The organism is Enterococcus sp. AZ149, from assembly GCF_051714285.1.
Classification (GTDB): Bacteria; Bacillota; Bacilli; order Lactobacillales; family Enterococcaceae; genus Enterococcus_D; species Enterococcus_D entomosocium.
This window is the reverse complement of record NZ_JBIORO010000001.1, coordinates 2,401,605-2,420,704: the sequence shown is the minus strand read 5'-3', so window position 1 is coordinate 2,420,704 and position 19,100 is coordinate 2,401,605. Positions and strand designations below refer to the sequence as shown.

Sequence of the window (19,100 nt, the reverse complement as noted above, 5' to 3'; positions counted from 1 at the left end):
TTAAAAAATCGAGATGTTTAGTAGGAGGAGACAGGATGAATCGGTTGATTGAAGGGTTTCAGGAAAATTTTGCACCAAAATTGGTTAGGATCAGTGAAAATCGGTTTTTAGTCGCCGTGCGCAACGGAGTCGCCGTTACGATGCCGCTGACGATTATCGGCAGTCTCTTTTTGATTTTAGCCAATCTGCCTTTTCCCGGATGGACCGATTTTGTCGGGGAGTTTGGCATCAAACTAGGCGCCGCCAGCAATTTTACATTTGGGATTTTGGGACTGGCCGCTTGTATCGGGATCGCCTACTATTTGGCGGCTTCGTATGAGATCGATCGGATCGGTTCTGTCGTGTTGGCAGTCTGCGCGTTTTTGCTGCTGCAGGCGGGGGAAGAATGGACGATCGATCCAGCTTCTTTGGGGGCGTCTGGTCTGTTTACAGGAATCGTTACAGCGATTGCGACAGTAGTGATCCATCGCTTTTTTCTCAAGCACCGCTTAGTGATTCGGATGCCAGCAGAAGTGCCGCCCGCAGTTGCCAAGAGTTTTTCGGTCTTGCTTCCCGGAGCTGCCATCATCACTGGTGCCTGGGTGATTCGGGTCTTGTTGGAATTTAATGTCAATCAATTCGTGCAAGCCATCTTTTCACCGCTGGCAGTTGGTCTAAACTCATTGCCTGGGATGCTGTTGTATACCTTTTTGATTTTGTTGCTTTGGTGTTTAGGGATTCATGGCAGCAATGTGATGGGGAGTATCGGCGATCCGATTTTTCTAGCTTTATTAGCAGCCAATACCGAAGCCTACACTGCAGGCGAACCGTTACCGAACATTTTTGCAGGCGGGTTTTATATCATGTTTTTGTGCTATGGAGGCACTGGTTCAACACTGGGGCTGATCATCAACATGTTAGTTTCAAAGAAAAAAGCCTATCGTTCCCTAGGGAAGATGGCTTTGCCCTCTGCTATTTTTTGTATCAATGAGCCAATCCTTTTTGGGTTTCCGATCGTGATGAACCCTATTATGATGATTCCTTTCATCCTGACACCCCTTGTATTATGTGTCGGAACGTATTTCTTGTCGGTCACCAATGTCATTGGGCGAATCATGTTCAATCCACCGTGGACCACACCGCCCTTTATCAATACTTACCTTGCAACCGGCGGCAATATCCCTGCTGTTCTTTGGAGTATCGCTTCCTTACTGATTAGTGTGGCGATCTACTATCCATTCTTTAAAATCAGCGAACGAAGTTTAACGGAAGAAGAAAAAGGCGTTACCGACGCAGTTGCCGCGAAGGGGGAGAACTAAACGCTTATGATTGGCACGTGGTGCGTTGTTTTGTCTGGCAAAGAAAACAGTGGCTGCTACTCATCAAATTGCACAGTGATCCCAGATTTCGTCAATTGTTCCCATTCACGGATCGTTAGCAAGCGACCTTGGCAAAATAGCTGATCGTCGACATAAACGAGTGGCAGACAGCTGCGGCCATTGCTTGCTAATTGCTGCTTGACGGCTTGATTCGTATGAAAAGGGGCAGGATCTTCTGTAAAGAAGTATTCGTCGATCGTTAAAGGTTCGTTATGGAATGTTTGATGAGCCTGGGTCCTTTCTTCATTTATTTTTAACTGGTGAGTCAAGTGTGCTTCCCAAGTATCTTCTTTCTGGTCGGCATAAACAGCGATCGTTGGCATTAAATCAAATCCTTTCATGGCAGCTGATTTGTCAAAAGTATACCTGAATTTCTTGCCACGAGCAAAAAAGAGTGTCAAAAAGAAGTGAAAAGACAAAAAAGACGCATTTGCGTCTTTTTTGTTGTTTCTTATTCGTCAGCGGGTAAAAAATCGAAATTGGTCAACTCGTTGTAGGAATATGCTTTGTCGATTTGTCCTTTGTCTTTCGTCCAAGCAATGATTGCGTCGAATTGCTCTTGCGGCACTGCCTGGGCATACGGATAGTCTTCCTGGCTGTCTAAGTAAGTACTCATAGCATCGGGAAATTGATAGTCTGCCAAGATGTCGGCATAGTCTTTTGCTGAATGAGCATTCATGTAATCGATGGCTTCGTTGTAAGCACTGTAGAATGCTTTTAGGTCTTGCGGTCGATTTTGGATGACTTCGTCCATAAATTGCAGCGTCCCGCCTTTGATGCCAGCATCTTTAGAGCTGCCTAAAACAATCGCCCCTTGGGCAGCCAACATGCTGGCTTGTGGTTCCGTGTAAACAGCGCCATCGACTTGGTCATTGAGCAATGCTTCGGAACGGGCAGAAAAAGAAGCGATATCCACGATGTCATAAGTAAAATCATTTTCTTGTGCAAATTGATCCATGATGTATTCTAAAATGAAATTCGGTACAAGGGTGATTTTTTTATCCGCTAACCCTTTCATCTCAGTAATCCCTGAATTCGGTGAAGCGAGAATCTTGAAGTTTTCCAAAATATCAGAAGTGATCGTCATATCGATGCCGTTTTGCTTGAAGGTCGCTTCTGTCATGACATCGCTGATCGTACCATCCAACTCGCCTGCCTGCACTGCCACATTGCGGTCATTTGGGGAAGTGAAGGATTTGAGTTCCACAGTCAATCCTTGCTTTTCGAAAAAGCCTTCTTCTTTTGCTAGAATGATCGGAATCGCTGATTCTGCTGGTAACACCCCGATCGTCAATGTTTGATCCGTGACCGCAGCTTCTGTACTGCTAGTGCTGGAATTGCTGGTACTTGCTGTTTCGCCAGTGTTGCCGCAGGCGGCAGCGCCGACAGCGAATAGTGCTAGGATACTTGCTAAAATCGTTTTTTTCATTGGTTCATTTCCTCGTTTCTAAATCGTTGTTCAAAAGCAGCCATTGGTAGTGAGAACGGGAGGACAGCCCGATGGAGTTCCATTGGCTTGGTTTTTGTCGTATTGATGCCAGGTTTGGTTGTAAATGCCAGAACAAAGCCTTCCTTTTCTAGTGTTGCGATCGTCTGCTGATCATAAAAGCCAAAGGGATAGGCAAAAACATCCTTGATGGCCACGTGCTGATTGCAGCTTCGTAAGTCTTGCGCAAAGGCTGCGGGTGTTTCCCACATTGACCGCCCTTGCTGGTCCTTGCGTTCGTGAAAATGAGCGGTATGATTGGCATATTCGAAGACATCGCTCATTTCGGCTAATTCGGCACTGCTCAATGTCCGCGAAACTTCTGGTTCGTAAGGCTGAGGGGCATCAAAAAGCCAGCCGGTCACGACAAAGGCAGTGGCCTTGAAACCAGCTTCCTTCAACAGTGGGTAGGCATATTCTTTCATTGATTGATAACAGTCGTCAAAGGTCAGCAACACGGATTTTTCTGGTAGCGGCTGCTGCCGGAAATAAAAATCTTTGACTTCTGCAAGGGTCAACGTATGGTAATTTTCTGCTTTCAAAAAGTCGATTTGTTGTTTAAAATGAGAAGTGCTATTGAATAAGGGCAGAGGCAAGGCATCTTGATACCCGTCTGCGACTTTGATCGGGCGAACCTGATCATAAAGTTCTGCTTCGGGACGTATTTCATGAAATACGAGGGTCTGAAACATCATAAACCATCCTTTCTTGTCAATCACGCAAAAAATAGTATAGCACAAAATGTGAAAACCAACACAAATAATTTGAAGAAAGAAGTTTATTCTCTGATGAGTATTCTATTCGATTCCGTTTCCTTTACCTATGGAGATACCGCCATTTTTAAAAACCTTTCGTTTTGTTTTGAACAAGGCGCGACTTATGTGCTGCTGGGAGAATCGGGGATTGGCAAAAGCACGCTTTTATCCTTGATCAAAGGGTTGCAGCGACCGCAATCGGGCACGATCACTTACCAAGGCTGTTCCCCTGATAACATCGAGGTCGTTTTCCAAGAACTGCATTTGTTTCCTTGGCAAACAGTCTACCAAGCACTGGAAATGCCGCTGCTTATCAACCAAATCCCTAGTGAGCGCCGTAAAAAACGGGTCACCAGCTGTATTGCTGAGTTGGGATTGACGCAGGTGCAGGACCGCTATCCGCATCAGCTTAGTGGCGGTCAAAAACAACGGACCGCCATGGGGCGGGGACTGATCACACAGCCCGATGTTTTATTATTGGATGAGCCGACTGCTTCGCTAGATCAAGAAACCAAAGCAAACGCACAAGCCATGATCGCTGCTCAACAGCAGCGTAGACAAAACAGCTTAATCGTGGTGACCCACGATCCAGAAGAGGCAGTGTTTTTGGGGCAGACGATTTTGTTGCTAAAAGATCAGGACGTTACGCCGATCAGTAATCCATTTTACGGCAGCCAGCTGGAACGAGACTCGTTGGCTTTTTATGAAGTCGTCTTGCAGTTGAAAGAACAAATGAGGGAGGCGAGGCAATGAAACCCATCAAATCTTTTGCTTGGGGCTTCTGTTCGTTTGTCGTGGTTTGGTGGGGCGTAAGCTGGGTGACCAACACTCGCTCACTGCCTAATCCTTTAGAAACAGCTGAACGTTTTTGGGCATTGCGAGAAGTCTTGCTGATCCACGCAGGTGCCAGTTTGCTGCGGGTATTTGCGGCGTTGAGTGGGGCGTTGCTAGTCGGGGTGCCGTTAGGAATCTTGATTGGGCGATCCCAAAGAGTGGATCGGCTGCTTGGTCCACTGCTTTACTTTTTATATCCGATTCCTAAAGTTGCGTTTTTACCCGTCTTTATGATTTTCTTTGGCTTAGGCAATCTCTCAAAAGTTCTCTTGATTTTTGCGGTAATCGTCATTCAAGTGATCGTCTCGATTCGTGATGCAGTCACAAAGATCCCGTCTGCTTACTTTCAGGTCATGAAAAATTATACCAATCAATGGCGCCATGTCTTGCGCTTCGTTATTTTGCCCGCACTCATGCCCGCACTTTTTGCCAGTGTGCGGGTCAGTATCGGGATTGCGTTGGCTTCCCTCTTTTTTGCCGAAAACTACAACACGACGTATGGTGTCGGCTATCTGATCTTAAGTGCGTGGTCAAAAATGGACTACCCGCAAATGCTTTCCGGGATCCTTCTGATTGCTTTGATGGGCTATCTGCTTTTTGCCAGTATCGATTGGTTGGAAAGAGTGGTTTGCCGTTACCGGCAATCTTAGAAAAAAATAATCGATTGATGAATGTTTGCGGGAGTTCGTGTATTTTTGAACAAAATGATTTATACTAAGGATATCTTATTGAGAATCATTCTCACTGAAAGGAAGACCTTACTATGAAAGAAATCGATCTGTCAAAAACGCTCTATGAACTTGTGGCACAATATCCTGAAATACTAGAAATCATGAGTCAACTAGGGTTTACGGCGATCAATCAACCAGGGATGCTACAAACTGCTGGACGTTATATGACGATACCCAAAGGTGCTCAGATGAAGAAGATCCCCTTGGAAATGGTTTGTCTCGCTTTCGAAAAACAAGGGTTTCTTGTGAAAGGAGCGACGAAATGAAGACTAACAGTCAAAGACAAGAACGGATCGTCGAAATACTGAGTTTGCTTCACCAAGGCGGTTCCTTTGAAGAAGCTAAACGCTTGTTTAACGAAGAATTTGATGGTGTGGATGTGACGGAGATCACTGCTGCTGAAAAAGCTTTGATCCAAACGGGGTTGGACCCTTCTGAGATTCAGCGTTTGTGCAATATTCATGCTGCTGTTTTTAAAGGATCGATCAATGAGATCCATCACTCCAATGAAGAATATGGGCAACCAGGCCATCCTGTTCATACCCTGAAATTGGAGAACCAAGTCCTGCAATCCCTGTTGACCGATGAGATCGACAGCCTCTTAGCCAAAATCAAAACCGGTGATTGGACGCCTAAAAAGCGTCTACAAGCTGCCTGCAATGATTTAATGCAGATCGACAAACACTATGCGCGAAAAGAAACGTTGATTTTTTCTTACATGGAGAAGTACGGCATCACTGCACCGCCAAAAGTGATGTGGGGTGTTGATGATAATATTCGGGTCATGATCAAAGCGCTCAATGAGCTTTTGGCTTCCGAAAAAACTGCCTATAATCCGATTGCTGTCCAATGGGAAGCGGTCAAAAACGAAATCGAAGAGATGATTTTCAAAGAAGAAATCATGGTGCCAATGACGCTGGATGTCTTCAGTCTTAAAGATTGGGAACAAATTGCGGCTGACAGTTTAGACATCGGCTTTGCCTTTATTCCAGAACCGCTTCCTTGGAAACCGAGCCAAGAAGCTCTTGAAAAGGAACAGGCGGCAGAACCCGCAAGGCAAGCGGCGATCAAACAAGCCCAAGAAACAACCGCCGGCATCGCAGCCGGTTTAGGATTCGATGAATTTCAAGTCATAGACACGGAAAATTCGCCGCAAATTGCTGAACAGCCGGCCCTCTCATTGCCTACTGGTAATTTGCAATTTGAACAATTGGTGGCGATTTTTCAAACGTTGCCAGTGGACTTGACCTTTGTAGATAGTGAAGAGCGGGTGCGCTTTTATTCAGAAGGCAAGAGTCGCGTCTTTCCACGAACGAATTCGGTTTTAGACCGTGAAGTCGTCAACTGCCATCCACCGAAAAGCATGCATCTCGTGCAGCAGATTTTGGATGATTTTCGAGCGGGCACACGGGAGACTGCTGAATTTTGGATCGATATGCGAGGCCGTAAAATCTATATTCGCTATTTTGCATTAAAAAACGAAGCAGGTATCTATTTAGGTTGTCTAGAAGTCACGCAAGACATTACGGAGATCCAAAAAATCGAAGGGCAAAGCCGTTTGCTGGATCAGTGAACAGTTTGGAGAAAGGCTGATCTGCGTCTATTCAAAACGAAGCGAAAAAAAGAAAAATCAATAAAACGCTTGCAACGTTTCTAGAAAAATAGTATAGTAAAGGCAATCAAATGGGTAGTTACTGATAATGCAGGCTATACCTTTTTACGTGTGTATGGATCCTACACATGTATTAAGGTATCGCCTTTTTTCATTTTAAGGAGGTGAGAAGCGTCTTGAAGATCAAAAAAATCTTAAACAACAATGCAGTTTTGGTCGGACAAGATGGCAAAGATTTTATCTGGATCGGTACCGGCCTTGGCTTCAAAATGAAACCAGGACAAACCGCCGATGAATCAAAAATTGAAAAAGTGTTTGTGCTTCATAAGAAATCCTCTGATCGTTTGATAGAATTGCTAGAGAACATTCCAATCCAATATGCATCTCTTGCGGATGATATTATCCGTTATGGAAAGCAAGTCATTTCCTACCAATTAAGTGATTCCATTTACATCTCTTTGACGGATCATATCTATAATTTGATTCGCTTGAAAGAAGAAGGGATCAGCATCAACAATCGCTTGACCTGGGAAATCAAGCGTTTCTATCCCAACGAGTATGCAGTAGGAGAGCATGCGGTTCGGTTGATCGAAAGCAAAACGCAATTCTCCCTAAATGAGGCAGAGATCAGTAATATCGCCATGCATTTTATTAATGCGCAAATCAATGACGATTCAGAGAAGATGGAAGATATCGAATTGCTGACACAAAAAATCAAAGACATTATTTCACTTATTCGTATTCACAATCGTGTGCACATTGATGAGAATAGTTTAGCTTTCGATCGCTTCGTCACCCATTTGAGATTCTTTTTTAAACGGATTGAAAACAAGGAAATCGTTGAAGGCGTGGGGAATCCCCTATTAGTTCATGTGATCGATAAATATCCTAAAGCCTATGAAACCACCCGTTTGATTGGCGAATATTTAAATAAAACATTATATGACGATGAACAATTGTACTTAACGCTTCATGTACAAAAATTGATCGATCAATAATTCAAGGTGTTACTGGTAAAGCAGGCAAGACTTGACAAGGCTACAAGAAATGTAGTGTTGTTTGGTCTTGCCTTTTTCATTGGTTGATAGTAGAGAAAGGAATGAACGATATGCAATACCAAGAATTGAATGAACAAATTTTAAAGAATATCGGCGGAAAAGAAAACATTGCTGGGTTGACGCATTGTATTACCCGTCTTCGGTTTAAACTTAAAGATGAATCAAAAGCCCAGACCCAAACGATCAAAAACTTGCCGGGGGTTGTCACCGTCGTCCAAAGTGGGGGACAATATCAAGTAGTTATCGGAAATCACGTAGCAGAAGTTTACAAAGAATTTACGGACATGATCGATATGAATACGGAAGAAACTTCTGGGCAAGAGGAAGAACCCAAAGGGATTCTAAATCGGTTTATCGATATTGTCGCTGGTATTTTTACGCCGATCATCAATGTCTTGATGGCAGCAGGGATGATCAAAGGGTTACTTGCTTTATTGACAACATTTGAAGTGCTGGATAAAGCATCAGGAACGTATTTGATTTTAAATGCGACAGGGGATGGATTGTTTTATTTCTTCCCACTCTTTCTAGGGTACACTGCTTCGAAAAAATTTGGGGGTAAACCCTTTATCGGAATGGCGATCGGGGCAGCATTAGTTTATCCGACGATCATAGCAGCAAATGGCGGAAGCGAAGCGATGTATACCTTATTTGCAGGTTCTGTCTTAGAATCTCCAATCTATATTACTTTTCTTGGAATCCCTGTTATATTGATGAGCTATACTTCAAGTGTGATTCCGATTATTGCAGCTACTTATTTGGCATCAAAACTAGAAGCTTTCTTTTCTTTATTGATTCCACGAGCAGTGCGGAGTTTCTTTGTTTCTTTTCTGACCTTGATAATCACAGTTCCATTAGTCTTTCTAATCGTTGGACCGATTACTACTTGGGCAGGATTACTATTAGGGCAAGCATTGTCAGCTGCTTACGAGTTTAGTCCGATTATCGCTGGTATTGTTATTGGGGGATTTTGGCAAGTCTTCATTATGTTTGGCCTGCATTGGGGTTTTGTGCCGATCGCTTTGAACAACTATGCCACACTAGGGTACGATGTCGTGATGATGGCTGGTCTGGCAACTCCCGTGGCGATGGCGGGAGTCACCCTCGCAATCTTTTTGAAAACTAGAAACAAAAAATTAAAAGAAATCGCCTTCCCTGCTTTTCTTTCGGCTATCTTTGGTATCACGGAGCCGGCACTGTATGGGGTAACCTTACCTAGGAAAAAAGCATTTTATACTACCTCCATCGCAGGCGCTATTGCCGGAGGAATCATGGGATTGTTCAAAACGAGAGTCTACATCAACGGCGGGACAGGTATTTTCGCTTTACCACGATTTATTCACCCAGAAAATGGCATTGATAATAGCTTTATCGGGTTTGCCATAGCTAGTGCCGTTGCCTTTGCATTAGGATTTTTGATCACGTTCTTTTATGCCTATGATCCTAAAAGCGATGATGAACCAGCTAGTGAAGGCACCCAGGAAAAAAACGTGGAGCCATCGACACTGAATCATGAACTTGGACAAACTATTCTCTATGATTTGGCAACACCGGTTAGAGGAACGATCATCCCACTAAAAGAAGTAAAAGACGAAGCGTTTTCCAGCGGATTGTTAGGGAAAGGATTAGCTGTCATTCCGTCAGAAGGAAAGGTCTACGCACCAGCAGATGGAATCGTTTCAACACTTTTTCCGACAAATCATGCAGTGGGAATCACGACCGCAGATGGCGTTGAAGTTCTGATTCATGTAGGGATGGATACAGTGAATTTGAAAGGACAGTATTTCCAGCCAGCAGTTGCCCAAGGAGACTCAGTAACGAAGGGACAATTACTTTTGAGTTTTGATAAAGACGCATTGGAAAAAGAAGGCTATTCCATCGTGACACCGATTATTATTTCAAACACGGCGGATTACCTAGATATTGTTGAAACAGACAAACAAGATGTTGAAAAACAAGATACCTTATTAACGGTCATCGGTTAGGAGGAAAGACAAGTTGAAAAAAAATATCTTTTTATTCGTAGCAGATCAGATGAGAAATGACGCACTCGCACATATGGGGAATCCCGCATCAATCACCCCTAACTTTGATGAACTGGCAGAAGAAGGGGTTTCATTTGAAAATGCCTACTGCCAAAACCCCGTCTGTGTGCCTTCTAGAAATAGTTTTCTGACGGGTTTTTATCCACATGTCAATGGGCATCGAACGATGCACTATTTGCAAAGAGAAGATGAACCCAATATTTTGAAAGAAATGAAGAATCAAGGCTATGAAGTCATCTGGATCGGCAGAAATGATGTGGTTCCGGGAGATAAACCAAAAACAGACTATTGTGATGAATATTATGACGGTGTGGTAGACGAAAACACTCGGGATGCACAAAACAGTGAAGTCAATCATTCCGCCGATATGAACGAAGCCAGTAAACAGCTATACGACCAGATGCTTTCAGGAGATACGTATTATTCATTTTATATGGGAAAATTACCAGACAGTGAGGGCTATGGCAAAACGGACTGGAATTGTGTGAAAAAGGCGTTGGACTATCTTGAACGCCGCAGTCAGGAAAAGACAGACAAACCATTTTTCGTTTATTGTACGATCTCATTCCCACATCCACCCTATGCTTGCGAAGATCCATGGTATTCGAGTATTGATCGTCAGAAACTGCCGAAACGTCGGCCGAATATCAAAGATATTCCTAACAAAGCCTCAATGCTGTATGGCATCAATGAGAAACAGAATTTGAACGGTTGGACAGAAGAGCGCTTTGATGAATTACGAGCTACCTATTTAGCAATGGTTTCGCGTTTTGATCATCAACTGGGCATGATCAAAGAGAAGCTGCGTGAAACAGGGGTTTACGATGAAACAAACCTCATTGTTTTCAGTGACCATGGAGACTATACTGGTGACTACACGATCACTGAAAAAGTCCAAAACTGTTTTGAAGAGCCGATCACGAATGTCCCATTGGTCATCAAACCTGCTAAAACGATTGAAAGTGTGCCGCGAATCACCAAAGCACAAGCGGAACTGCTAGATTTACCAGCAACGATCGCCGAACTGGCTGAGTTCGATCTTTCCTATACACAATTTGGAAAGTCATTGGTTCCTGTGATCAAAGGAGCCGAAGAGCACAAAGATGCTGTTTTTTGCGAAGGCGGACGCATTCATGACGAGACACAAGCGATGGAGCTGGGGCATGGACCGAAATCTCCATATTGGCCGCGGCTTGCGACACAGTATAGCGAAGGTCCGGAACATACAAAAGCAGTTATGTGCAAGATGGGAAACTATAAATATGTGATGCGTCTTTATGAGCATGACGAATTATATGATTTGGAAAAAGACCCAATGGAAATCAAAAACTTGGCGCTAGAAAAAGAATACACCGAAATTGTCGAGAAAATGAAACAACGCGTTACTCGTTTTTATATGGAAACGACTGATTTTGTTCCGATGAAACGCGACAAACGCTAAAAAAGTAAAAAAAAGAATCGAGGCCTCCACATGAAACACATCTCCGTATTGATCAAGCCAGCATCCTCTCTTTGCAATCTGCGCTGCACCTATTGCTTTTATGCCAACGTCAGTTCCTTGCGCGAAGTGCGTTCCTTTGGCAAAATGAAAGAGGATGTAATGGAAAAGATGATTGCAAACATCTATGCAGACTTAGAAGCTGGCGATCATTTGACGTTGGCATTTCAAGGCGGAGAGCCGACGATGGCAGGGCTGAGTTATTTTAGAAAACTAACGACTTATGTTGCGGCGCAAAAAAAGCGAGTGACAGTACACTATGCGATCCAGACCAACGGCATGGTGATCAATGATAAATGGTGTCGTTTTTTGAAAGAGCATCGCTTTTTAGTCGGGCTGTCGATCGATGGGCATCCGCTTGCTCACGATCGGCATCGATTAGACGCCAAAGGGCGGGGGACCTTTGCGCGGGTTTTGCAGACCAAGCGATTATTGGACGCCTATCAGATCGAGTACAATGTCTTGTGCGTGTTGACAAATCCATTAGCAAAGGAAGCCCAGCGTGTGTTTGATTTTCTCAAGGAAGAGCAGATTGCCTTTGCGCAGTTCATTCCTTGTTTGGCTGATTTGGATGCCACGTCAACGAACGACTATGCCTTGACACCAAGAAGCTTTGCGCACTTTTATCAGCAGCTGTTGGCGTTTTGGCTGCAGGAATTGACACAAGGGCGCTACCTAAGTATTAAGCTGTTCGATGATTTACTAAATCTATTGGTGCGGCAGCAAGTAACTGCCTGTGGGATTCTAGGCAACTGCCAAGTGCAGTATGTGATCGAAGCCGACGGCAGTGTCTATCCTTGTGACTTCTATGTATTAGATGAGTTTCGCATGGGCTATATCCAAGAGCAAACGTTGCGGGAATTGTTTTCTCAAGACTGTTCGCAGCAGTTTTTGTGCCAGAAAAAAGACATGCCTTCGAAGTGTACGCAATGTCCTTTCCAAAAAATGTGCCGAGGAGGCTGTAAACGAATGAAAGATGCAATGTACGTGGATAGTGAGGGGTTTTGCGGCTATCAGGAGCTGTTAAAAGACTTCACACCCAGAATCAATGAGATATTGGGGCTGTTGCAAGGGGTGAGACAATGATCGGACTGATTTATTTTCTCGTGATCGTCTTAGCAAATACCGTAGGGGCAGTTTCCGGCATGGGGGGCGGCGTGCTGATCAAACCGATTTTCGATTTTATCGGCGCCCATTCTGTTGCTGCGATCTCTTTTTACTCGGCGACAGCTGTCTTCACGATGTCTATCGTTTCGACAGCTAGACAATTAGCCAGTGGACGGAAAATCAATTGGTCGATTGCCTTGTGGGTTTCTGGTGGTGCTGTGTTAGGCGGTGTTTTAGGCAATGTTGCCTTTGAACAGCTATTGCTGGTTTTTCGAGACGACAAGATGGTTCAGCTGATCCAAATCCTTGTGACCGTGCTGACACTATTGTTCGCTTTTTTGTATACAAAATATAACTGGCGCGGGTTTGCGTTGGAAAAAGTCGGCTGGTATGCAGCTTGTGGCTTGATTCTCGGTTTTCTAGCCAGTTTGCTGGGGATCGGCGGCGGACCCATCAATGTTTCTTTATTGATGTTGCTGTTTGCCATGCCGATCAAAGAGGCGACGATTTATTCAATTTGTACGATTTTTTTCTCGCAGCTGGCAAAAATTTTGACGATCGCTTTTTCGACAGGTTTTGGTGCGTATGATCTGCAAATTTTGTGGTTTGTTATTCCAGCCGCGATCGTGGGGGGACTATTAGGCGCCAAGGCCAGCAACGTCCTGTCACCACAGCGAGTGACACTGGTATTCCAAACCGTGATCGTGCTGGTGTTACTGATCAATCTGTACAATGGCTATCAATTATTGTAAAAAGGAGGCAAGCAGATGCCCACGATTCCAGCAGGAACTTACCGAATTGGCACGAATACGATGGACGGCTTTGCCGGGGATCTTGAGGGACCGCAAATCAGCCTCGACAGCCCAGCATTTGCCATTGATGCCACGACAGTAACGAACCAAGCTTTCCAAGTTTTTGAGGAAGCAACAGGATATGTCACAGAAGCCGAGCGTTTTGGCTGGTCGTTCGTTTTTCACTATTTTTTAAGTGAGCAAACGAAACACCGCAGTCAAAAGGTACCGAATATGGCTTGGTGGTACGCGGTTAGCGGCGCAGATTGGCGTCATCCTGAAGGACCTGATTCAACGATTGCCCAGCGGATGGATCACCCAGTGGTTCAGGTGTCTCGCAACGATGCGATCGCCTATTGCCAATGGGCAAAAAAACGCCTCCCGACAGAAGCAGAGTGGGAGATCGCTGCAAAAGGCGGGACAAGTTTTGAAAAATATCCTTGGGGAAGGGAATTTTTGGCAGAAAATACCTATCATTGCAATATTTGGCAAGGAGAGTTTCCAAAAAGCAACACGCGAGCAGATGGCTTTGCCAATACAGCGCCAGCGAAATGGTATGAGCCCAACGGCTTTGGTCTGTATCAAGTGATCGGCAACGTCTGGGAATGGTGCGTCAATCCTGCCCGCATCCCGTTGACGCAGTTTCAACAACAGACGGGACAAACCTTTTGGATAATGAATCAAACACAAGATGATCAAATGTATGCGACTCGCGGCGGTTCATTTTTGTGCCATGAATCCTATTGCAAACGATACCGAATTGCCGCTAGAAATGGTAATTCTGGGATGTCGGCAGCCAATAATTTAGGGTTTCGGTGTGTCAAAGACTTGGATCAATAAATCGATAAAAGCGAAAATTTATGTATGGTTCATATCATCTATTTATACAATAAGATAAAAAATCTGCTCATTCCTATGTCTAACCAAATTATCTAACTGGCCTACAGTTATTTTTACTTCAACATGTTCATAGTTGATCTCAACTTTCAAAGGAGAATAAGGGCTTTTGCCCCAGTCACATGATTGGCAAAAAAAACTGTATTTCTAAGCAACATCATTTATGAATTATTGAAAATCATGTTTGGTTAACGTAATAAAATTTTCAGGTAGCATTTAAAGTAAATAAAATTAGTTTTGATGGACTTCATGTTCCATCGAAGAAGCAGGAAAATTTTGTTATCTAAAAGTGCTATGATAGAGTAGTGGTGATAGTTAGAATGGAAGAGGGGGAATAATATGTACGAACCAGAAATGTTCTTTGAAGATGATGAAAAACCAGCTATACTAATACTTCAAGGCGGTGTAGAAAAAAATATCCTAAGACATTGGCATTCAGAAATAGAGTTGAATTACACTATAAAAGGTTCAATTGATCAATTTTTTATTGAAGGTGAAACTTTTAAGACACTTCCAGGGGATATTTTGTTTGTTAATCCATTTGAAGTTCACGGCGTTCAAAACTTTCATGAGGAGGATTTTGATGATGGTATATTAACGGTGATTATCCCAAATACATTTATTGATAAATATTTTCCACAAATGAAAGGCTATCATGTAACCAAGAGAAAAATTAATAGTAATCTTGTACCAGATAAAGTGGTTTATTATAAATTGAGAAAGTTATTTGAACATCTAGCTCAATTAGCTAAGCTAGAGTCGGATCAGTTATTAAAAGTGAAAATCGTGACTAGTATTTTGGAAATATTGCTGATATTTGCAGAACACTTTTCCGAAAAAAAAGAAAGTCAATTAGATATAAATGAGGAAAAGATATATGAAATATTGACATATCTACATGAGAATTATACAGAAAGGATAACACTTGCGGAAATAGCAGCAACATTTTATCTATCGGAAAGTTATTTCGCGAGGTACATAAAAAAAAGAATAGGCATGTCGGTGTTCAACTATATTGAGATAGTCAGATGCAATCATGCGATTGAAGATTTGAGAAGCAAAAAAGAAACAATTGAAATAGTTGCTGAAAGAAATGGGTTTGCTGATACCAAGGCACTAAATAGAAGTCTGAAAAAAATTTATGGTCATACTGCAAAATATTACAAAGGTCAAGATGTGCCCTAAAAGTAAACGGATAATAGCATTTATTTTTTATTATAATCAGTTATTCTTAGATTAACAGGAAGCGCTTACCTGATGATTTAGGAGGTTAACTATGGACAGAAAAAAAATACTATTCAAAATATCGATCTTATCAATTTCCTTACTTTGTATGGCGGCACCGGCAGTATCTGGAACAGTTCCTTATTTAGCAAAAGCATTACCGGAAGTGGCACAGCCTTCCATTGAAATGCTAATGTCCGTACCTAATTTTGGGATACTACTTTTTGTTTTTCTAGCTCCTTTTGTCAATCGTTTTATTGGTGATAAAGCAACGGTCATAGCAGGGTTAATAATTTCCTTATTATCTGGTGTGATTCCATTTTTCACTTTAAATTTTCCAGTTTTATTAATATCTAGATTTATGCTTGGATGTGGAATTGGCCTGTTTAATTCTTTAGCATATTCATTAATTAGTACGCATTATGATGGGGCTGAAAGAGATAAGCTCATTGGTTATCAAGGCGCTGTATCTGCTTTAGGCAGCACATTGTTTAGCTTAATCGCAGGATTTCTAATGAGTGTTAATTGGCGATTGAGTTTTTTGACATACTTGATTGCTATCATTCCAATTATGCTGTTTGGATTGGTCATCCCAAATAGGACCAATGAATCAGAAGGCGAGATAAAAAAAGAAAAAGCTTCATCAAAGAGTATAAGAATAAATGGAAAAGTCGTTTTTTATGCTATATATATGTTTTTTGTGTACGCAGCGTTTATGACAATAATTTATAAACTTGCAAGTCAATTTGTGGAGATTGGTTACGCAACGGGGGCGCAAGCTAGTATTATTTTAGCCATAATGACAATATGTGGCTTCGTAAGCGGTATTACTTTCGGATCAGTTCGTTCAATATTTAAAGAATTTACGGGGCCTTTGGTAGTTGCTCTCTTAGGGGGGATGATCATTTTGCTAAGCTTTTCTGCGAATATCATACTATCAGGTATCATTGCCGCTTTAGCTGGTGTGTTCCAAGGATTTTTAAATCCTTCTGTGTTTAGTGACACAGCCAGGGTCAGTAACTCCGCTTCTCAAAATACTGCATCTACGTGCTTATTGATTGGGATTAATTTAGGTTGCTTCTTAAATCCATATATTTTCTCAACTATTGGTGCTATTTTTAATAATAATACTGTGTCGTTTTCTTTTATTACAGCTGGATTAATTTTAATAATTTGTAGTGCAGTTCATTTCACGCTGGAATTGTCATTAAAAAATAAAAGGACAAACGTTAGGGAGGAAATATAGAATGAAGGCATTTATAGAAAAGAATTTTTTTAAAAAAAGCGATAAACCAGGCATTGTTGACCCAAATGCTCTTAAAGAATTAACATCTGGCAGAAAGAATGATCAGAAAGATAATCAAGAAAGTAAAGAGCCAACACTTATTCAACTGAGAGATGGAATGGGGTGGCCAGCTAAAGATATTTGCAAACATGAGCTTGTGATTGAAGATCGAATTGTAAAAGGGCATGTTCCAATCAAGACTTATAGAAAAAAAAGTTTACTGATGAAAAATATACCTGCAATTATTTTTTTTCATGGAGGAGGTTTTTTCGGAGGATCAATCCAGAACGTAGAACAAATATGTCGTACTTTTGCTGATAAGGGTGATGTTTCAGTAATATCAGTAGGATATCGGTTGAGCCCAGAAAATCCGTATCCAGCTGGACTTCTCGACTGTTATAACGTAGTTGAATATTTTGCGATTCACGCAGCTCAAGAATTTATTGATTCTGAGAAATTATTTGTTTCTGGAGATTCTGCTGGTGGAAACTTATCTATCTGTGTATCATTATTGGATTGTGCACATTTTAAATCAAGTTATATCAAGAAGACTTTGGCATATTATCCTGTAGTTGATATTACAACTGCTGGGCAAGGAGCCTTTTGGGATACGGATCAGTATTTCTTTAGTAATCAAGAAGAGGCTAAGATAGTTAAATCCTATATTAAAAAATTCGCTCAACAAGATACGATTATAGATGAATGGTATGGTGGTGATATAAATAGACATCATTCTTTGCTTTCGCCAATTTTTGCCTCCAAAGATGAAGTAGCGTTATTACCCCCACTAAAAATTATTATTGGAGAATATGATCCTTTGCGATTACAAGTTGAAGCTTTCATCAAGCACTTAGAAGATTGTGGTGTCTCAACTGAATATGTCATCTATAATGGAATGATTCATGCATTTATGGATAAAATAGGTTGCTTTATGCAAGCAGAAGAAGGAATTGATGATGGAATTGAGTTTTTATTAACAGATAGCTAATAAGATTAGATATGAAGAAAACTGACAGAATTGATTGTTTATGTGTTCATGTCTCAATCAATAAGTTGTTGACAAAACAATGAAACCGTTTTATAATTAATTTAGCACGCTAAATAAATTATCCCGAGGGAAGTTTTACAATGAATAATGGATACAAATTAGGTTTTACCATCAAACAACTTCATGGTGCTTTTGAGAGTAACCGCAATAATTTTTTTAGACAATACAATGTAACTGGTAGTCAAATGGATATTCTGGAGTATTTGGATGGAAAGACGAATAAAATGGCGACAGTTGCAGAAATTCAAACATACTTAAATGTTTCCTATGCAACTGTTTCTGGGATTGTTTCAAGGCTGGAAGAAAAGACCTTTGTTGATAAAATAAAAGGTGTCAGTGATAGAAGGCAAACAAATGTATCTATCAGTGACAACAAGGAAGTTAAGGATTTGCTTAAGCTTCAGCATGTCTATCTTGAATCAATGGATCAAAAAGTAACCGAAGATTTCACTGAGAGTGAGGTAGATACGCTAATTTTATTGTTGGAAAGACTACTTTCTAATTCAGAGGGAACATGATATGGAGCATACTTATTTTGTTAAGAGGCTTTTTAATAATAATGCTGTTTTAGTTTGTGATGAAAACAATGAAGAATATGTTTTATTAGGAAAAGGACTGGCATTTAATAAGAAAATCGAAGAACCAATTGATAATGATAAGATTGAAAAAAAGTTTTCGTTACACCTTCAAACCGATAAGCTGTTTAGTCTATTGAGAGAGGTGCCTAGTCATCATATAACATTGGTAAATCAAATTGTGGAGATGGCGGAGCAAACATTGCACACTAATTTTGATGATGATTTATATATTTCTTTAGCTGATCATATTAGCTTTGCTATAAAGCGTTATAAGCAAAATATTCAACTATCCAACTCACTTCTATTCGATATTAGAAAAATGTATCACAAGGAGTTCGAAGTTGCTCAAAAAGCTGTTGAGATAATTAACTATAATGAAGCGATTGAATTAGATGACAATGAAGCAGCATTCATTGCGATGCATTTCATCAATAGTGAGTGGAACCAAGAAAAGTTTGATCGAAACCGAAAACTCCAATTGTTTGTAAATGATATTCTTTCGATAGTTGAGAAGGAATTTAAAGTAAAAATAGATATGAATTCATTAAATTATAATCGATTTGTAGTGCATATTCAGTTTTTTGGAAAAAGAGTCTTGAATGAAGAAAGTCTGAACCAAGTTGATTTAAATTGGATTTCAAAGCAAGAACTCTTTAGTGAAGAAATTAATCAATGTTTAAAAAAAATTGATCAATATCTAGCAGAACAATACGAATTTAAAATGACAAATGATGAAAAAGTTTTTTTAAGCATACATTTGAATAGAATATTTTCTAGATAGGATTGTAACCGA

General features: G+C 41.3%; 19 protein-coding genes. 16 read left to right on the top strand and 3 right to left on the bottom strand.

Going from position 1 to position 19,100, the window contains the following annotated elements; translation table 11 throughout:
- The first annotated feature begins 35 nt into the window (after nucleotides 1-35).
- Nucleotides 36-1,298 (top strand): PTS sugar transporter subunit IIC, encoded by a 1,263-nt coding sequence (locus IGI94_RS11225; protein ID WP_438899776.1) that lies wholly within the window; start codon nucleotides 36-38, stop codon nucleotides 1,296-1,298.
- Nucleotides 1,299-1,354: 56 nt separating this feature from the next.
- Here the strand turns inward: IGI94_RS11225 and IGI94_RS11220 are convergent, their stop codons facing one another.
- From IGI94_RS11220 to IGI94_RS11210, 3 genes are read right to left on the bottom strand one after another with little or no spacing between them, the layout of a single operon-like run.
- Complete coding sequence (locus tag IGI94_RS11220) at nucleotides 1,355-1,759, bottom strand: arsenic metallochaperone ArsD family protein (RefSeq protein ID WP_438899989.1); 405 nt, start codon at nucleotides 1,757-1,759, stop codon at nucleotides 1,355-1,357.
- Nucleotides 1,760-1,809: 50 nt separating this feature from the next.
- Nucleotides 1,810-2,787, bottom strand: coding sequence for an ABC transporter substrate-binding protein (locus IGI94_RS11215; protein ID WP_438899775.1), 978 nt, complete (start codon nucleotides 2,785-2,787; stop codon nucleotides 1,810-1,812).
- On the bottom strand, nucleotides 2,784-3,536 hold the full coding sequence (locus tag IGI94_RS11210) for a polysaccharide deacetylase family protein (protein WP_181154902.1): 753 nt from the start codon (nucleotides 3,534-3,536) through the stop codon (nucleotides 2,784-2,786). The genes IGI94_RS11215 and IGI94_RS11210 overlap by 4 nt, the downstream gene beginning before the upstream one ends.
- Before the next feature lie 96 nt (nucleotides 3,537-3,632).
- On the opposite strand from IGI94_RS11210, the gene IGI94_RS11205 reads away from it, so the two are divergent.
- From IGI94_RS11205 to IGI94_RS11135, 15 genes are all read left to right on the top strand, one after another.
- Entirely contained in the window at nucleotides 3,633-4,352 is a 720-nt protein-coding gene (locus IGI94_RS11205; RefSeq protein WP_438899774.1) for an ABC transporter ATP-binding protein, read from the top strand.
- Nucleotides 4,349-5,083, top strand: a complete 735-nt coding sequence (locus IGI94_RS11200) for an ABC transporter permease (protein ID WP_438899773.1) — start codon at nucleotides 4,349-4,351, stop codon at nucleotides 5,081-5,083. The genes IGI94_RS11205 and IGI94_RS11200 overlap by 4 nt, the downstream gene beginning before the upstream one ends.
- Nucleotides 5,084-5,196: 113 nt before the next feature.
- Nucleotides 5,197-5,430, top strand: a complete 234-nt coding sequence (locus tag IGI94_RS11195; protein ID WP_438899772.1) for a DUF1858 domain-containing protein — start codon at nucleotides 5,197-5,199, stop codon at nucleotides 5,428-5,430.
- On the top strand, nucleotides 5,427-6,737 hold the full coding sequence (locus tag IGI94_RS11190) for a DUF438 domain-containing protein (protein ID WP_438899771.1): 1,311 nt from the start codon (nucleotides 5,427-5,429) through the stop codon (nucleotides 6,735-6,737). Before IGI94_RS11195 ends, IGI94_RS11190 begins: the two co-directional genes overlap by 4 nt.
- 215 nt (nucleotides 6,738-6,952) lie before the next feature.
- Nucleotides 6,953-7,774 carry a PRD domain-containing protein gene (locus IGI94_RS11185; RefSeq protein ID WP_086294844.1) on the top strand — a complete coding sequence of 274 codons (822 nt, stop codon included), beginning with the start codon at nucleotides 6,953-6,955 and terminating at the stop codon, nucleotides 7,772-7,774.
- A 110-nt stretch (nucleotides 7,775-7,884) separates the two neighbouring features.
- Nucleotides 7,885-9,819: a beta-glucoside-specific PTS transporter subunit IIABC gene (locus tag IGI94_RS11180; protein WP_438899988.1), complete on the top strand. Its 1,935-nt coding sequence runs from the start codon at nucleotides 7,885-7,887 to the stop codon at nucleotides 9,817-9,819.
- Nucleotides 9,820-9,832: 13 nt separating this feature from the next.
- Nucleotides 9,833-11,320, top strand: coding sequence for a sulfatase-like hydrolase/transferase (locus IGI94_RS11175; protein ID WP_438899770.1), 1,488 nt, complete (start codon nucleotides 9,833-9,835; stop codon nucleotides 11,318-11,320).
- Nucleotides 11,321-11,350: 30 nt separating this feature from the next.
- Nucleotides 11,351-12,463 carry an SPASM domain-containing protein gene (locus tag IGI94_RS11170; RefSeq protein ID WP_438899769.1) on the top strand — a complete coding sequence of 371 codons (1,113 nt, stop codon included), beginning with the start codon at nucleotides 11,351-11,353 and terminating at the stop codon, nucleotides 12,461-12,463.
- Entirely contained in the window at nucleotides 12,460-13,236 is a 777-nt protein-coding gene (locus IGI94_RS11165) for a sulfite exporter TauE/SafE family protein (RefSeq protein ID WP_016613609.1), read from the top strand. The genes IGI94_RS11170 and IGI94_RS11165 overlap by 4 nt, the downstream gene beginning before the upstream one ends.
- A gap of 15 nt (nucleotides 13,237-13,251) precedes the next feature.
- Nucleotides 13,252-14,115, top strand: coding sequence for a formylglycine-generating enzyme family protein (locus IGI94_RS11160; RefSeq protein ID WP_438899768.1), 864 nt, complete (start codon nucleotides 13,252-13,254; stop codon nucleotides 14,113-14,115).
- Between the two features lie 396 nt (nucleotides 14,116-14,511).
- Entirely contained in the window at nucleotides 14,512-15,357 is an 846-nt protein-coding gene (locus IGI94_RS11155) for an AraC family transcriptional regulator (protein WP_438899767.1), read from the top strand.
- Between the two features lie 91 nt (nucleotides 15,358-15,448).
- Nucleotides 15,449-16,642 carry an MFS transporter gene (locus IGI94_RS11150; RefSeq protein WP_438899766.1) on the top strand — a complete coding sequence of 398 codons (1,194 nt, stop codon included), beginning with the start codon at nucleotides 15,449-15,451 and terminating at the stop codon, nucleotides 16,640-16,642.
- A 1-nt stretch (nucleotide 16,643) separates the two neighbouring features.
- Entirely contained in the window at nucleotides 16,644-17,669 is a 1,026-nt protein-coding gene (locus IGI94_RS11145; RefSeq protein ID WP_438899765.1) for an alpha/beta hydrolase, read from the top strand.
- Nucleotides 17,670-17,809: 140 nt separating this feature from the next.
- On the top strand, nucleotides 17,810-18,247 hold the full coding sequence (locus IGI94_RS11140; RefSeq protein WP_438899764.1) for a MarR family winged helix-turn-helix transcriptional regulator: 438 nt from the start codon (nucleotides 17,810-17,812) through the stop codon (nucleotides 18,245-18,247).
- A gap of 1 nt (nucleotide 18,248) precedes the next feature.
- Nucleotides 18,249-19,088 carry a PRD domain-containing protein gene (locus tag IGI94_RS11135; RefSeq protein WP_438899763.1) on the top strand — a complete coding sequence of 280 codons (840 nt, stop codon included), beginning with the start codon at nucleotides 18,249-18,251 and terminating at the stop codon, nucleotides 19,086-19,088.
- Nucleotides 19,089-19,100 lie beyond the last annotated feature (12 nt).

Coding starts and splice junctions, on each gene's coding strand:
- IGI94_RS11145 (WP_438899765.1), top strand. CDS start 16,644: ATGAAGGCATTTATAGAAAAGAATTTTTTTAAAAAAAGCGATAAACCA.
- IGI94_RS11135 (WP_438899763.1), top strand. CDS start 18,249: ATGGAGCATACTTATTTTGTTAAGAGGCTTTTTAATAATAATGCTGTT.
- IGI94_RS11210 (WP_181154902.1), bottom strand. CDS start 3,536: ATGTTTCAGACCCTCGTATTTCATGAAATACGTCCCGAAGCAGAACTT.
- IGI94_RS11160 (WP_438899768.1), top strand. CDS start 13,252: ATGCCCACGATTCCAGCAGGAACTTACCGAATTGGCACGAATACGATG.
- IGI94_RS11215 (WP_438899775.1), bottom strand. CDS start 2,787: ATGAAAAAAACGATTTTAGCAAGTATCCTAGCACTATTCGCTGTCGGC.
- IGI94_RS11205 (WP_438899774.1), top strand. CDS start 3,633: ATGAGTATTCTATTCGATTCCGTTTCCTTTACCTATGGAGATACCGCC.
- IGI94_RS11180 (WP_438899988.1), top strand. CDS start 7,885: ATGCAATACCAAGAATTGAATGAACAAATTTTAAAGAATATCGGCGGA.
- IGI94_RS11200 (WP_438899773.1), top strand. CDS start 4,349: ATGAAACCCATCAAATCTTTTGCTTGGGGCTTCTGTTCGTTTGTCGTG.
- IGI94_RS11170 (WP_438899769.1), top strand. CDS start 11,351: ATGAAACACATCTCCGTATTGATCAAGCCAGCATCCTCTCTTTGCAAT.
- IGI94_RS11225 (WP_438899776.1), top strand. CDS start 36: ATGAATCGGTTGATTGAAGGGTTTCAGGAAAATTTTGCACCAAAATTG.
- IGI94_RS11150 (WP_438899766.1), top strand. CDS start 15,449: ATGGACAGAAAAAAAATACTATTCAAAATATCGATCTTATCAATTTCC.
- IGI94_RS11195 (WP_438899772.1), top strand. CDS start 5,197: ATGAAAGAAATCGATCTGTCAAAAACGCTCTATGAACTTGTGGCACAA.
- IGI94_RS11140 (WP_438899764.1), top strand. CDS start 17,810: ATGAATAATGGATACAAATTAGGTTTTACCATCAAACAACTTCATGGT.
- IGI94_RS11165 (WP_016613609.1), top strand. CDS start 12,460: ATGATCGGACTGATTTATTTTCTCGTGATCGTCTTAGCAAATACCGTA.
- IGI94_RS11155 (WP_438899767.1), top strand. CDS start 14,512: ATGTACGAACCAGAAATGTTCTTTGAAGATGATGAAAAACCAGCTATA.
- IGI94_RS11190 (WP_438899771.1), top strand. CDS start 5,427: ATGAAGACTAACAGTCAAAGACAAGAACGGATCGTCGAAATACTGAGT.